The 14,324-nt window shown below is 80.0% G+C and carries 12 protein-coding genes and 1 tRNA gene; 7 read left to right on the plus strand and 6 right to left on the minus strand.

Going from position 1 to position 14,324, the window contains the following annotated elements; all coding sequences use genetic code 11:
• Window positions 1–69: 69 nt before the first annotated feature.
• Window positions 70–141 (plus strand) — tRNA-Arg (locus tag AB8M62_RS14215).
• 18 nt (window positions 142–159) lie between these two features.
• Here AB8M62_RS14215 and AB8M62_RS14220 read toward each other — a convergent pair.
• On the minus strand, window positions 160–1,608 hold the full coding sequence (locus AB8M62_RS14220; RefSeq protein WP_369069979.1) for a phytoene desaturase family protein: 1,449 nt from the start codon (window positions 1,606–1,608) through the stop codon (window positions 160–162).
• A gap of 123 nt (window positions 1,609–1,731) precedes the next feature.
• On the opposite strand from AB8M62_RS14220, the gene AB8M62_RS14225 reads away from it, so the two are divergent.
• On the plus strand, window positions 1,732–2,181 hold the full coding sequence (locus tag AB8M62_RS14225; RefSeq protein ID WP_369053743.1) for a SprT-like domain-containing protein: 450 nt from the start codon (window positions 1,732–1,734) through the stop codon (window positions 2,179–2,181).
• A gap of 30 nt (window positions 2,182–2,211) precedes the next feature.
• On the opposite strand, the gene AB8M62_RS14230 is transcribed toward AB8M62_RS14225, so the two are convergent.
• From AB8M62_RS14230 to AB8M62_RS14245, 4 genes are all read right to left on the minus strand, one after another.
• Complete coding sequence (locus AB8M62_RS14230; RefSeq protein WP_369069980.1) at window positions 2,212–3,024, minus strand: methyltransferase domain-containing protein; 813 nt, start codon at window positions 3,022–3,024, stop codon at window positions 2,212–2,214.
• Window positions 3,025–3,096: 72 nt separating this feature from the next.
• Window positions 3,097–4,167, minus strand: coding sequence for an NAD(P)-binding domain-containing protein (locus tag AB8M62_RS14235; RefSeq protein ID WP_369053740.1), 1,071 nt, complete (start codon window positions 4,165–4,167; stop codon window positions 3,097–3,099).
• Complete coding sequence (hrpB, locus tag AB8M62_RS14240) at window positions 4,164–6,725, minus strand: ATP-dependent helicase HrpB (RefSeq protein ID WP_373694953.1); 2,562 nt, start codon at window positions 6,723–6,725, stop codon at window positions 4,164–4,166. Before hrpB ends, AB8M62_RS14235 begins: the two co-directional genes overlap by 4 nt.
• 72 nt (window positions 6,726–6,797) lie before the next feature.
• Window positions 6,798–8,414, minus strand: a complete 1,617-nt coding sequence (locus AB8M62_RS14245; protein ID WP_373694950.1) for a DEAD/DEAH box helicase — start codon at window positions 8,412–8,414, stop codon at window positions 6,798–6,800.
• Between the two features lie 232 nt (window positions 8,415–8,646).
• Between AB8M62_RS14245 and AB8M62_RS14250 the strand changes: the two genes are divergently transcribed.
• The 4 genes from AB8M62_RS14250 (at window position 8,647) to AB8M62_RS14265 (ending at window position 12,711) form a co-directional block, all read left to right on the plus strand.
• Window positions 8,647–9,711 carry an iron chelate uptake ABC transporter family permease subunit gene (locus AB8M62_RS14250; RefSeq protein ID WP_369069982.1) on the plus strand — a complete coding sequence of 355 codons (1,065 nt, stop codon included), beginning with the start codon at window positions 8,647–8,649 and terminating at the stop codon, window positions 9,709–9,711.
• Window positions 9,708–10,808 (plus strand): FecCD family ABC transporter permease, encoded by a 1,101-nt coding sequence (locus tag AB8M62_RS14255; RefSeq protein WP_369053735.1) that lies wholly within the window; start codon window positions 9,708–9,710, stop codon window positions 10,806–10,808. Before AB8M62_RS14250 ends, AB8M62_RS14255 begins: the two co-directional genes overlap by 4 nt.
• An 81-nt stretch (window positions 10,809–10,889) precedes the next feature.
• Window positions 10,890–11,747, plus strand: coding sequence for an ABC transporter ATP-binding protein (locus AB8M62_RS14260; protein ID WP_373694951.1), 858 nt, complete (start codon window positions 10,890–10,892; stop codon window positions 11,745–11,747).
• A gap of 34 nt (window positions 11,748–11,781) precedes the next feature.
• Window positions 11,782–12,711: an NAD(+)/NADH kinase gene (locus tag AB8M62_RS14265; protein WP_373694952.1), complete on the plus strand. Its 930-nt coding sequence runs from the start codon at window positions 11,782–11,784 to the stop codon at window positions 12,709–12,711.
• A gap of 23 nt (window positions 12,712–12,734) precedes the next feature.
• On the opposite strand, the gene AB8M62_RS14270 is transcribed toward AB8M62_RS14265, so the two are convergent.
• Window positions 12,735–13,727, minus strand: a complete 993-nt coding sequence (locus tag AB8M62_RS14270) for a hypothetical protein (protein ID WP_369069983.1) — start codon at window positions 13,725–13,727, stop codon at window positions 12,735–12,737.
• Window positions 13,728–13,867: 140 nt separating this feature from the next.
• Here AB8M62_RS14270 and AB8M62_RS14275 point away from each other — a divergent pair, with 140 nt between their 5' ends.
• Complete coding sequence (locus AB8M62_RS14275; protein ID WP_369053731.1) at window positions 13,868–14,230, plus strand: PRC-barrel domain-containing protein; 363 nt, start codon at window positions 13,868–13,870, stop codon at window positions 14,228–14,230.
• Window positions 14,231–14,324 lie beyond the last annotated feature (94 nt).

A 14,324-nucleotide genomic window follows, 5' to 3' on the forward strand; every position in this document is an offset into this window, starting at 1 on the left:
AGGGGCCGGTCGAGGGGTCCGTGGTCGGTCCGCGGGCGCGGCGCTGGTAGTGTCCACCTCGCTCGCTGCGCCCCCGTAGCTCAGCGGATAGAGCATCGGCCTCCGGAGCCGTGTGCGCAGGTTCGAGTCCTGCCGGGGGCACCCACCTCTCCACCGGCCTCAGCCGGGCGTCAGCCCGTCGGGGCCCACCACGATCCCGAACCGCTGCCGCAGCGCGCGCCGCGCCGCGTGCACGCCGCACATGCCGTGCACTCCCGAGGCCGGCGGGGTCGCCGCCGAGCACAGGTACACCCCCTCCAGCGGCGTCCGGTACGGGTCCCAGCGCGGCACCGGCCGCGCGAGCAGCTGCCACGGCGTGACCGCCCCGCCCGTGACGTCCCCGCCGGGCAGGTTCGGGTTGCCCCGCTCCAGCTCGGCGGCGGGCACGGCCGTGCGGTGCAGCACCCGGTCGGAGAAGCCCGGCGCGAAGCGCTCCACCTGCCGCTGCACCGCCTCCCCCACGTCCAGCGTCGAGCCGAACGGCACGTGCGCGTACGTCCACAGCGTCGAGCGGCCCGCCGGGGCCCGCCCGCCGTCGAGCAGCGACGGCTGCGACAGCAGCACGTAGGGGCGCCGGGCGTGCCGGCCGGCCGCGACGTCGCGCTCGGCGGCGACCACCTCCCCGCGCGGGCCGCCCACGTGCACCGTCCCGGCGCGGTCCACGCCCGGGGCCGCCCAGGGGACCGGGCCGTCCAGGACGAAGTGCACGGGCGAGGCCGCCGAGCGGTGCCGCCAGCGGCGCAGCCGCGCCGCGTACCCGGACGGCAGCTGCGGTGCCATCCGGGCCAGCGCGCCCGGCAGGACGTCCAGCAGGACCGCGCGCGCGGGCGGCAGCTCGGCCAGGGACGTCACCGGCGCGTCCAGCACGACGCGCCCGCCCAGCCGGCGCACCTCGCCGGCCAGCGCGTCGCTGACGCTCTGCGAGCCGCCGCGCGGCACCGGCCAGCCCACGGCGTGCGCCAGCGTCGCCAGCAGCAGCCCCGCGCCCGCCGGGCCGGGCGCGCGCGGCGGGGCCACGGCGTGCGCGGCCACCCCGGTCAGCAGCGCCGGGGCCAGGTCGCCGCCGAAGCGGGCCCCCCACGCCGGGCCGCCCTGCTCGGCGACCGCCAGCGCCAGCCGCAGCGCGGCGGCGGGCCGGGGCGCGGGGTGGCGCAGGTCCCCCAGGGCCAGGTCGACGACCTCGCGCCAGCGGCGCACCAGCGGGCCGAGCAGGCCCCGCCACGCCGGGCCGTCGGCGCCCAGGCCCTCGGCGGTGGCGTCCAGGTCCCGCAGCGCCAGCGCGGCGCGGCCGCCGTCCAGGGGGTGGGCGTAGGCGACGTCGGGCTGCAGCAGCTCCACCCCCAGCGAGGGCAGGTCCACGGCGCGGAAGAACGGCGAGGCCAGCGCCATCGGGTGCACGGCGGAGCCCACGTCGTGCCAGTGCCCGGGCAGCGTCAGCTCCCGGGTGCTCGCGGCACCGCCGACGGTCCCGGAGCGCTCGCGCACCTCCACCTCCAGCCCGGCGCGGGCCAGCACGAGCGCGGCGGCCAGCCCGTTGGGCCCCGCCCCCACCACCACGGCGTCGGGCACCCCGCGAGGCTGCCACGGCCGGCGCGGGGCGGCGCGCCGGGCGCGGGCGCGTCGGGGCCGCGTGGTGGACTGCCCGGCGCCGGCGGGACGGGCCCGCGGCGCGGGGGACGGGAGCGGACGCGGGTGGACGTGGTCGCGGCGGTGGCGATGGCGCGGCGGGTGCTGGACGAGCACGGGCTGCGGGACTGGACGGTCGTGCTGGACCGGGCGCGCACGCGCGCGGGCGTCTGCCGAGCGCACCGGCGCGAGATCGGGCTGAGCCGGCCGCTGACCGCGCTGCACGGCGAGGAGGAGGTGCGGCTGACCGTCCTGCACGAGGTCGCGCACGCGCTGGTGGGCCCCGAGCACGGGCACGACGCCGTCTGGCGCGCGCGGGTGCGCCGCATCGGCGGCGACGACCGGCGCACCCTGCCGCCCTCGGCGCCGCGGCTGCCGGGCGCGTGGACGGGCACGTGCCCCGCCGGGCACACCGTCACCCGGCACCGGCGCCCGGCGCGGGCGTCCTCGTGCACGCGCTGCTCGCGCACCTGGGACCCGCGGCACGCCTTCGCGTGGGAGCGCACCGGCTCCTGAGGCGCGCGGGCTCCCGGTGAGCGGCCCTCCTCAGCGCAGGCGCACGAGCAGCTCGCCGTGGGTCATCGTCATCCAGCCGTCGGGGTGCGCGGCCCACTCCCGCCAGGCGGCGCCCGCCGCCCGCAGGTCGTCCTCGCCCGCACCGGCGGCCCGCAGGCGCCCGGCCAGCGGCTCGCCCTCCGTGCGCTCGGCCCACGTGCCGCCCCACCAGGCCCGGTCGGCGGGCGTGGCGAACAGCCACACCGAGGCGCTGGGCACGAGCTCGCCGCGCTCGGCGAGCCCGGCCGCGCGGGCCAGGGCGAGCAGGTGGGCGCCGGCGTCGGGGTCGCCGCCGGCGGCGCGGGCCGCGCGGGCGTACGCCTCGCCCCACGTGCGCAGCCCGGGCGGGTCGGGGTGGGCGTGCACGGAGGCGTAGTCGGCCTCGCGCACGGCCAGCAGGCCGCCGGGCCGGCACACCCGGGCCATCTCGCGCAGGGCCGCGACGGGGTCGGCCAGGTGCTGCAGCACCTGGTGGGCGTGCACGACGTCGAAGACGCCGTCGGCGAAGGGCAGCGCGCCGGCCTCGGCGACGGCCAGCTCGACGGCGACCCCGCGCTCGCGGGCGGCCGCGGCGGCGTCGGCCAGCACACCGGCGGCCGCGTCGACGCCGACGGTCCGGCCGGGGGCGACGCGGGCGGCGAGGTCGGCGGTCAGGGTGCCGACGCCGCAGCCGACGTCGAGCAGGTCGAGCCCGGGCACCAGGTGGGGCAGCAGGTGGGCGGCGGAGTTCTCCGCCGTGCGGTGCGCGTGCGAGCGGCGCACCGCGGCCGCGTGGCCGTGGACGTACCCGGGCGTCGTGGTCATGGCCGGACCCTGGCGGGCGGCCCGCGTCGCGTCCAGCATCTGGTACGTCGGTCTCGACAGGCGAGACGAGGCTCAGCGCCCGGCGAGGACGTCGCGCACCAGCTCCCGCACGGCCTCGCGCGCCGCGCGGGAGGCGCCGACCGTGCTGGCGGAGGGCCCGTAGCCGACCAGGTGCAGCCGCGGCTCGGCCACCGCGCGGGTGCCCGCCACCCGCACCCCGCCGCCGCGCTCGCGCAGCCGCAGCGGGCGCAGGTGGTCCAGCGCGGGCCGGAAGCCCGTCGCCCACAGCACGGCGTCCACCGGCAGGCGGGTGCCGTCGTCCCACTCCAGGCCGTCGGCGACCAGGCGGCGCGGCGGCGGGCGCCGGTGCAGCAGCCCCCGCTCGCGCAGCGCCGCCACCTGCGGGGTCAGCACGAGGCCGGTGGCCGAGACGACGCTGCCCGGCGGGCGACCCGCCGCCACGCGGTCGGCGACCACGGCCACGGCCTCGCGGCGCACGGCCTCGTCGGCGAAGTCCTCGCGCACCCGCAGCTCGCCGCGGGTGACCCAGGTGGTCTCCGCCACGCCGTCCAGCTCCAGCAGGTGCTCCACCGCGGAGGCGCCGCCGCCGACGACCACCACGCGCTGCCCGCGGAACTCCTCCGGGCCGCGGTACTGCGCGGTGTGCAGCTGCCGGCCGGCGAAGACGTCGCGCCCCGGGTACCACGGGCAGAACGGCCGGCTCCAGGTGCCGGTGGCGCTGACGACGGCGCGCGCCGCGACCGTCCCGGCGTCCGTGACGACCAGCAGGCGCGGGCCGCCGCGGCGGACCTCCAGGACGTGCACGGGCCGCTCGACGGGGTGACCCAGCAGCTCCTCGTAGGCGGCGAAGTAGTCCGGCACGACGTCGGCGGCGCGCTCGCGCGGGTCGACGTGCCCCATCGGCAGGCCCGGCAGGTCGTGCACGCCGTGCACGCGCTCCATCCGCAGGGACGGCCAGCGGTGCCGCCACGCGCCGCCGGGGGCCTCGCCGCCGTCCAGGACGGTGAAGTCCCGGCCTGGCCGCAGGCCCGCGCGCTCCAGGAACCAGGCCGCCGACAGCCCGCCCTGCCCGGCGCCGACCACCACGACGTCGAGCGTCCGCAGCGCGGGCCGGGTGGTCACGATCCGTGATCGTAGGTCCGGGCGGCGGCCCGCGTCGTGCGGGAGGTCGCCGTCGCGGTCAGCGGGTCCTGCGGCCACGGGTGCTTCGGGTAGCGGCCGCGGTTCTCGGCGCGCACCTGCGCGTACGGCCCGGCCCAGAAGGAGGCCAGGTCGCTGGTGACCGCCAGCGGGCGCCCGGCCGGCGACAGCAGGTGCAGGACGACGGCCACCCGCCCGTCCAGCACGCGCGGGGAGGTCGTCCAGCCGAAGACCTCCTGCAGCTTGACCGCCAGGACCGGGGGCGCGGGGTCCTCCCCGTCCCGGGGCGGGTCCTCCGGCCACGTCAGCCGCGCGCGCCGGCCGCTGGGCACGGCGACGGCCTCGGGGGCCAGCTCGTCCAGGCGCGCGGCCGCCGGCCACGGCAGCAGGGCGCGCAGCGCGGCGCCCGCGTCGACGGCGGCCAGGTCCCGCGCGGTGCGCGCCCCGGCCAGCGCGGGCAGCAGCCACTCGCCGGCCCGCTCCAGCAGCGCCGCGGTGCCCACGTCCGGCCACGGCTCGCCCAGCGCGGCCCGGCAGGCGGCCAGCCGCGCCCGCAGCGACCGGGCCACCGGCGACCAGCCCAGCCGCTCCAGCCCGTCGCGGCGCAGCACGTCCAGCAGCACCGCGCTCACCGCCGCCGGGTCGGGCCGCGGCAGCGGCGAGCGGGACAGCACCACGGCGCCGAGCCGGTCCACCCGCTCGGCGACGACCCGCTCCTCGCGCCAGGCGACCACCTCGTCCCGCGCGCGCTCGCGCGCGGCCACCCGCAGCGCGGTCGCCTCGTCCAGCGGCGCCGCCAGGCGGACCCGGCCCGCGGCCCGGCCGGTGCCGATCCCGGCGTCGGCCTCGGCCACGGCCAGCCACCCGGCGCCCTCCCACGCCGAGCCGGGCGCGGTCTCCAGCCCGCCGCCGCCGACCGTGAGCAGGCCCGCGCCGCGGCGGCGGGCGATCCGCTCGGGGTGGGCCAGGGCGACGACCTCGCCGGCCGCCAGGTCGTCGGGCGGTCCGCCCGCCCCGTCCCCGCCCGCCCCGTCGGGCAGCTCGCGCAGCAGGCGCCGCACCTCGGCCTCCCAGCGGCGCGCCTCGGGCGTGCCGGGCTGCGCGCGCAGCCGCCGCCAGGCGGCGACGAGGTCGTCGGTGCCGCGCGCGAGACCGTCCTCGGACAACAGCGCCACGACCTCCGCGCAGCGGCGCCGCCCCACCCGCGGCGCCCCCTCGTGCAGGGCGCGGGCCAGCCGCGGGTGCAGACCGGTCCCGGCCAGCACCCGTCCCAGCGGTGTGACGCGCCCGTCGTCGTCGAGGGCGCCCAGCACGCGCAGCGTCCGGTGCGCGGCGGCCAGCGGGCCGGGCGGCGGCGGGTCCAGCAGCGGCAGGTCCTCCCCCGCGCCCCAGGCGGCGCTGGTCAGCGCGAAGGCGCTCAGGTCGGCGGTGGCGATCTCGGGGTCGGGGTGGGCCGGCAGCAGGGCGTGGTCGGCGCGCGACCACGCCCGCAGCACGGTGCCGGGCGCCTCGCGGGCGGCGCGGCCGGCGCGCTGGTCGGCGGCCGCGCGCGAGACCCGCACGGTGTCCAGCCCCGCCAGGCCGCGGGCGTGGTCGGTGCGGGGCACCCGGGCCAGGCCGGCGTCGACGACGACCCGGACCCCCGGCACGGTCAGGCTCGACTCGGCCACGGCGGTGGCCAGCACGACGCGCCGGTGGGCTCCCGGGCGCAGCGCGGCGTCCTGCTCGCGGGCGCCCAGCCGGCCGTGCAGGGCGACGACGTCGACGTCGCGGGCCGCCGGCAGCCGGTGCAGCCGGGCGGCCAGCGCGGCCACCTCCCCCGCGCCGGGGGCGAAGACGAGGACGTCGCCGGCCAGCTCCGCCAGGGCGGTCGCGGTCAGCGCGGCGACGTGGTCGAGCAGGGCCGGGTCCACCCGCAGGCCCTCGGGCGGGCGCACCGGACGCGGCGGCGGGCACCAGCGCACGTCGAGGGGGTGGACGGCGGCCGTCGCGGTGACGACGGGGGCCGGCCCGCCGGTCCCGCCGAGCAGGGCCGCCACGCGAGCGGCCTCCACCGTCGCCGACGCGCACAGCAGCCGCAGGTCCGGGCGCAGCACGGCCCGCGACTCCAGCGCCAGCGCCAGGGCCAGGTCGGTGTCCAGGTGCCGCTCGTGGACCTCGTCGAGGACGAGGGCGGCGACGCCGGGCAGCTCGGGGTCGCGCAGCAGGCGCCGCAGCAGCAGGCCCGTGGTGACGACCTCGACGCGGGTGGCCGCGCTCGTGCGCCGCTCGCCGCGCACGGCGAAGCCGACGCGGCCGCCGACCTCCTCGCCCAGCAGGGCCGCCGAGCGGGCGGCGGCGGCGCGGGCGGCCACCCGGCGCGGCTCGGCGACGACCACGCGGCCGCCCGGCAGCGCACCGGCCAGCGCCAGCGGCACGAGGGTCGTCTTGCCGGTGCCGGGCGGGGCCTGCAGGACGGCGGTCCCGGCGCCCTCCAGCGCCTCGAGCAGCTGCGGGACGACGGCGCCGACGGGCAGGGAACCGAGCAGGTCGGGCGTCAGCACCCCGTCACGGTCCCACCCGCCCGCGCCGCCGGGCGGCGGGGCGGGCGGGACCGGGCTCGCGAGGGGGCCTCAGGCGCCCTGGGGACGGGCACCGCTGCGACCGCGGCCGCCGCGACGGCGGCGGGACGCGCCGGCGCCCTCCCCGCCGCGACCGGCGGGAGCGGCCGGCGGGGCCGTGCGGCGCCGCTGCGGCTGGGCCGGGGCCTGCGGCACCGGCGCGCTGGCCGGGTCCACGTGCTCGGCGCGCGGGCCGACGAGGCCGTCGACGACGGGGGCGCCGGCCGCGGCGGCGCTCCAGCGGGGGCTGATGCCGGCCTGCCTGGCCAGCGTGCGCACGTCGCCGCGCTGGTCGGGCGTGCAGACGGTGACGACGGTGCCGCCGGCGCCGGCGCGCGCCGTGCGCCCGGAGCGGTGCAGGTACGCCTTGTGCTCGGTGGGCGGGTCCACGTGCACGACGAGGCCGACCTCGTCGACGTGGATGCCGCGGGCGGCGATGTCGGTGGCCACGAGGACCTTGACCGAGCCGTCGGTGAACGCGCCGAGGTTGCGCTCGCGGGCGTTCTGGCTGAGGTTGCCGTGCAGGTCCACGGCCGGCACGCCGGAGGCGGTCAGCTGCTTGGCCAGCTTCTTCGCCCCGTGCTTGGTGCGGGTGAACAGCACGGTGCGCCCGCGGCCGGAGGCCAGGTCGCGCACGAGACCGCCCTTGCCGTCGGCGGGCACCTCCAGGACGTGGTGCTCCATGGTCGAGACGGGCGCGACGGCCGGGTCGACCGAGTGCGTCACGGGCTCGGACAGGTAGCGGCGCACCAGGACGTCCACCCCGCCGTCGAGGGTGGCGGAGAACAGCATCCGCTGGCCCACGACGGGCGTGGCGTCCAGCAGCCGCTTGACGCCGGGCAGGAAGCCCAGGTCGGCCATGTGGTCGGCCTCGTCGAGGACGGTGACCTCGACGGCGTCCAGCCGGCAGTGCCCCTGGCGGACGAGGTCCTCCAGGCGGCCCGGGCAGGCCACGAGCACGTCGACGCCCTCGCGCAGCGCGCTGACCTGCGGGTTCTGCCCCACGCCGCCGAAGACGACGGTGGTGCGCAGGCCGACGGCCGCGGCCAGCGGGGTCAGGGTGGCGGCGACCTGGCTGGCCAGCTCGCGGGTGGGCACCAGCACGAGGCTGCGCGGGCGGGTGGCGCGGCGCGGGCGCGTGGAGGCGGCCAGGCGCGCCACCAGCGGCAGCGCGAAGGCGATGGTCTTGCCGGAGCCGGTGCGCCCGCGGCCCAGGACGTCGCGACCGGCCAGGGAGTCCGGCAGCGTCGCGGCCTGGATCGGGAAGGGCGCGGTGACGCCGCGCTCGGCCAGCGAGGCGACGAGGGGGGCGGGCACGCCGAGCTCGGCGAAGCCGCGCCCGTCCTGGGGGGCCCCGTCGGTGGGCTGGGCGGCCGGCTGCCCGGCGGGCTGCGCGGCCGGCTGCGCGGCGGGGCGCTCGTCGGCGCGCGGGGCGGGGACGGCCGCCGCGGTGGTCGTGCTGTTCGCGGCGGCGGACTGCCCGCCGCGCCCGCGGCCGCCGCGACGGCGGCGACGGGGGGCGGGCACGCCCTCGCCGGGCGCGCCGGCGGGGGTCGCGAAGGGGTTCGTGGTGGGGGTGGTGCGGGGGTCGGTGGACGTGCGGGGGCCGCTGGACGCGGAGGTGCTCACGGGTTCCTCTCGGGACGACGGGGTGGCCGTGGTGCCCGACCGCGCTCCGGTGAGGAGGGACCTGCGCGCCGCGACGGCGCTGAACACTCGACCGCGGGCCGCACCTGGTGGCGCGCCCGCCGGGGACCCATCATGCCGCACGGGACCCGCTGCCCCGATCGGCCGGGGAGGGCGGGACCTGAGCCGCGGGCGGCGACCCCCGCCCCTGCGACGGGTAGGCTAACCTCACCTCGTGGCCACCTCGACGAGCCCGCTGCCCGCCGCGGCGGCCCCGCCACCACCGCGGCGCCGGCCCGGCGGACGGCGGCACGGGCGCGGCGCGGTGCTCGGCCTGGCCGCGCTCGTCCTGCTGGCCGCGGTGGTCGCCAGCCTGGCCGTCGGCTCCCGCGACGTCCCCCTGGGCACCGTCTGGGACGCCCTGCGCGGCACCGCCACCGGCCAGGACGCCCTCGTCGTGCGCGAGCTGCGCGTGCCGCGCACCCTGGCCGGGCTCCTCGTCGGCGCCGCCCTGGGGCTGTCCGGGGCGCTCATGCAGGCGCTGACCCGCAACCCCCTGGCCGACCCCGGCCTGCTCGGCGTCAACGCCGGCGCCGCCGCCGCCATGGTCACCGCGCTGGCGGTCCTCGGCCTCACCTCGCGCCTGCAGCTGGTGTGGTTCGCGATGCTCGGCGCGGCCGTCGTCTCCGTGGCCGTCTACGTCATCGGCTCCGCGGGCCGCGGCGGGGCCACGCCCGTGCGCCTGGCGCTGGCCGGCACGGCCGTCACCGCCGCGCTGACCGCCTACACGACCGCGTGGATCCTGCTGGACCAGCGCACCTTCGACCGGTTCCGCTTCTGGCAGGTCGGCTCCCTGGCCGGCCAGGACGCCGCCGTCGTGGCCCAGCTGGCCCCCTTCGTCCTCGTCGGCACCGCCCTGGGCCTGAGCCAGGTGCGCCCGCTGAACGCCCTCGCCCTGGGCGTGGACTCCGGGCGCGCGCTGGGCGCCTCGGTGACCCGCACCCGCGTCCTGACGGCGCTGGCCGTGACGCTGCTGTGCGGGTCGGCGACCGCCGCGGTGGGCCCGGTCGCCTTCGTCGGCCTGGCCGTCCCCCACCTGGTGCGGGCCCTGACCGGCCCGGACCAGCGCTGGGTCCTGCCCCTGTCCACGCTGCTGGCCCCCGGCCTGCTGCTGCTGGGCGACGTGATCGGCCGGGTCGTCGTGCGCCCCGGCGAGCTGGAGGTGAGCATCGTGGCCGCGGTCCTCGGCGCGCCCGTCCTGGTGGCCCTCGTCCGGCGCCGCCGGCTGGCGCAGCTGTGAGCGTCGACGTCCGGCCCGGGCCGCTGACCCGGCCCACGGGGGTCGCCGACCGCGCCCGCCGCGGCCGCACCCTGCGCGGGCGCACCGGGGCGCGCTTCAGCGTCCGCCTGGAGGGCCGCACCGCGCTCGTGTGCGCGGGCCTGCTGGCGGCGCTGGCCGCCGTGGTGGCGGTGCTGCTGACCACCGGCGACTACCCGCTGACCGTCCCGCAGGCCGTCAGCGCCCTGCTGGGGCAGGGCCGGCCCGCGGACGCGTTCGTCGTCACGGGGCTGCGCCTGCCGCGCGTCGTCGTCGGCGTCCTGGTGGGCGTCGCGCTCGGCGTGGCCGGGGCGGTGTTCCAGCAGGTCACCCGCAACCCGCTCGGCAGCCCCGACGTCATCGGCTTCACCCACGGCGCCGTCACGGGCGCCCTCGTGGTGCTCCTCGTCCTCGGCGGCACCGGCTCGGCCGTCCCGCTCGGCGCCCTGGTCGGCGGCTTCGCCAACGCGGCCCTCGTCTACGCGCTGTCGGTGCGCGGGGGCCTGCAGGGCTACCGGCTGATCCTCGTCGGCATCGGCGTCAGCGCCGTGCTCATCGCCGTCAACAACTACCTGCTGACGCGCTCGCGGGTGGAGCAGGCGCAGGCCGCGCAGCTGTGGATCACCGGCAGCCTCAACGCGCGCGGCTGGGACCAGGCGCTGCCGCTGGCCGCCGGGCTGGCCGTCCTGCTGCCCGTGCTGCTGGTGCTGGGCCGCTCCCTGACCGTCCTCGACCTCGGCGACGACGCCGCCCGGGCGCTGGGGGTGCGCGTGGACCGCCTCAAGCTGGCGGTGCTGGCCGCGGCCGTCGCCGTCACCGCGCTGGCCGCCACGGCCGCCGGGCCGATCGCCTTCATCGCCCTGGCCGCCCCGCAGGTGGCCCGCCGGCTGACCGGGGCCGTGGGCAGCGGGCTGGTCGCCGCCGGCCTGACCGGGGCGGTGCTGCTGCTGCTGAGCGACCTGGCCGCGCAGCGGCTCTTCTCCCCCGTGCAGCTGCCCGTGGGCGTCATGACCGGCGCCGTGGGCGGGCTGTACCTGTGCTGGCTGCTCGTCGCCCAGTGGCGACGCGGGCTCGGCTGAGCCGCCGTGCCGTCCCTGCCCCGCCGCCGCCGGCCCGCGCCCGTCCCCGCTCCCGCCCCGACCCCGGAGACCGATCCGCCCGTGACCGCGCTGACCACCTCCACCGGGCCCACCGGGCCCGTCCGGCCCGGCACCGCGCGCCTGCGCGGGCAGGACCTCACGCTCGCCTACGACGAGCGCACCATCGCCCGCGGCCTGTCGCTGGAGGTGCCCGACGGCTCCTTCACCGTCGTCGTCGGCCCCAACGCCTGCGGCAAGTCGACCCTGCTGCGGGCGCTGGCCCGCATGCTCAAGCCGACGAGCGGGCACGTCCTGCTCGACGGCGAGCACATCCGCTCCCTGCCGTCCAAGGAGGTCGCCCGGCGCCTGGGCCTGCTGCCGCAGACGGCGTCGGCGCCCGAGGGCATCACCGTGGCCGACCTCGTGGCCCGCGGTCGCTTCCCGCACCAGAAGCTGCTGCGGCAGTGGACCCGCGACGACGAGCGGGCCGTGGACGCGGCCATGGCCAGCACCCACGTGGAGGACCTCGCCGACCGCGCCGTCGACGAGCTGTCCGGCGGGCAGCGCCAGCGGGTCTGGATCGCGATGGCGCTGGCGCAGGAGACGCCGCTGCTGCTGCTGGACGAGCCGACCACGTTCCTCGACATCGCCCACCAGATCGAGGTCCTGGACCTGCTGGCCACGCTGCACGAGGAGCAGGGCCGCACGCTGGTCGCCGTCCTGCACGACCTCAACCACGCCTGCCGGTACGCCACCCACCTCGTCGCGCTCAAGGGCGGGCGGGTCATGGCGCAGGGCGACCCGCGCGAGGTCGTCACCGCCGAGCTCGTCGAGCGCGTCTTCGGCCTGCCCTGCGTCGTCGTGCCCGACCCGGAGACGGGCACCCCGCTGGTCGTGCCGCTGGCCCGCCACCGCAGCGCGGCCCGCCGGGGCGCGTGAGGACCGGCGCGGGCGCGCGGTTAGCGTGAGCGGCGTGGAGCAGGGCGTGCGCGGTCGGCGGCTCGGACTGGTCGTGCACCCGGTGCGCGACACCGCCGCGACGGCGGCCGTGGTGGCCGGCTGGGCCCGCGAGCACGAGGGGCACGTCGTCGGCCTGCAGCGCGACGCCGGCCGGCTGCCCGAGGACGTGCCGACCGTCACCGAGGCCGAGTTCCTGCGCACCGTCGACGCCGTCGTCAGCCTCGGCGGGGACGGCACCATGCTCGGCGCGCTGCGCCTGGTCGTCGGCCGCGGCATCCCCGTGCTGGGCGTCAACCTCGGCCACCTGGGGTTCCTCGTCGAGCTGGAGCCGCGCGAGCTGCCCGCCGCGCTGGAACGCATCGCCCGCAAGGACTTCACCGTCGAGCCGCACCTGTGCCTGCGCACCGGCCTGCCCGGGCGCGAGGCCGTCGCCTTCAACGACGTGGCCATCGCGCGCGTCCCGGGCCGCGGCACCGTGTCCGCCGCGCTCAGCGTGGCCGGGCAGCGCATCGGCTACCTGCGCTGCGACGCCGTGGTGCTGTCCACCCCGTCCGGCTCGACGGCCTACAGCTACGCCGCGGGCGGCCCGGTGGTCTCCCCCGGCGCCGACACCCTCGTCGTGACGCCCGTGGCGCCGATGTCGGGGATCTCCCGCTCGATCGTGCTGGGGGTCGACGAGCCGGTGCGCCTGGAGCTCATGGAGTCCTCCGGCACCCCCGCCGTGGAGGTCGACGGCATCGACGCGGGGCCGCTGGCGCCGGGCTCGGTCGTCGACGTGGTCGCCGAGCGCGACGCCGGGCACGTCATCCGGATGGACCCCGGCGGGCACGGGCGCCGCTCGCGGGTCAAGCTCAGCCTGCTGGACCTGCCGCTGCTGCCCGACGAGATGCTCGAGCTGGTGCCCGAGCAGCTGCGCCGCAAGCTGGCCCCGCAGACCCGCTGACCCGCTGCGGGCGGCGGGTGCGCTCAGCCCGCCCCGGGCGCGGCGGTGGGGGCGCTCGCCGCGGCCTCCTCGACCACGGCGGTGCCCGCGCCGGTGCCCGCGCCGGTGCCCGCGCCGGTGCCGTCGGCGGCGGCCGCCTCCGCGTCCTGCGCGGCCGACCCGTCGCCGGCGGCCGAGCCCGGGTCCCCCGTCGGGTCGGCCGTGGCCGTGCCGGGCGAGGACGACGGGGACCCGGACGCCGAGCCCGTCGCGGTGGGCCCGGGCGTCGTCCCCCCGCTGCGCTCCGGCGTCGCCGTCCCGCTCGCGGTCGGCCCGTCCGTGCTCGTGCCGTCCGTCGCCGTGCCCGTGGACGTCGGCTCGCCGCCCGGGGTGGCCGGCTCCCCGGTGGAGGGCTCCCCGGTGGAAGGGTCCGCGGGCGACGGGGTGATGCTGCCGCCGAGGACGCCGCGCTCGACCTCCCCGCTGCCCGCGGTGCCCTGCCGCACCGACGTGACCGTCTGGCCGCTGGTGTACTCCCACGCGGCGATGCCGCCGACGGAGACGGCGAACGCGGCCGCGCCGACGAGGACGGCGTGCCGGCGGCCGACCCGGCGCCGCGCGCGGGCGGGCCGGACGGGCGTGGCGGGCGTGGCGGGCGTGGCGGGCTCCCCGACCCCGTCCCCCGGCTCCCGGCCGGGCGGTCCCGCGGCGGGCGCGGGGTCCTCGGCGGGCGGGTCCTCGCGCTCGGGGTGCCGGTCCTGGGCGGGCGGGACGGGCAGCGGGGCGGTGCGCCGCTCGCGGGCGCGCCGCGCCGCGTCGGCCACCCGCTCCCGGCTGACCCCCAGGTAGTGGTTGTAGACCGCGGCCGCCGTCGAGGCGGCGACGCTGCCCAGCGCCGCGCCCAGGAGGGTGCCCAGGGTGCCGAGGCTGCGGGCCCCCGCGAGCACCAGCGCCGAGGTGACGGCGGCCAGGGCGCCCGCGCAGATCTGCAGCCAGGGGATGGTCAGACGGACGGGTCCGGTGCTCTGCTCGCTCATGCCGCCGTCCATGGTGGCACCCGCTCCGCCCCCGGCCGGACGGCGCGCGTCGGCGCGCTGTCGGGGGTGTGTGGAGCACTCGTGGAGGTGCCGGCGCCGACCGGGTGGCCGCGCACCCGCGGCGACGGCACAGTGACGCCATGACCATCCTGGTGCAGGACCTCAACCAGTGGAAGGGCGCCGCGGTGACCGACGTCACCGACGCCAAGATCGGCACCCTCGCGTCCGTGTACGTCGACGCCGCCACCGACGAGTGGCTGTTCGCGGCCGTCGAGACCGGGGTCGTGGGGTTCAAGAAGGTGGTCATGGTGCCGCTGGACCAGGCCGCGGTCGGCCGGCACGACGTCCGCGTGGCGTTCCCCAAGGAGACCGTCAAGGCCGCACCGGCCTTCGCCACCGACGAGGAGCTCGGCCCGGACGACGAGCCGCGCATCTACGCCCACTACGGCCTGGACTACACCCCCGCCGACACCCCCAGCGGCCGGCGCCTGGCCCGCCGCTGACGGAGCGGGGGGGGGGGGGGCGGGGGGGGGGCGCCGCCCCGCGCGTGCGCGGCCGCCGCGCGGCGGGCGGGCGCGCGGCCGGGCGCATCGCGCG

Origin of the sequence: Kineococcus terrestris, assembly GCF_041020755.1 — a bacterium.
GTDB classification, from domain to species: Bacteria; Actinomycetota; Actinomycetes; order Actinomycetales; family Kineococcaceae; genus Kineococcus; species Kineococcus terrestris.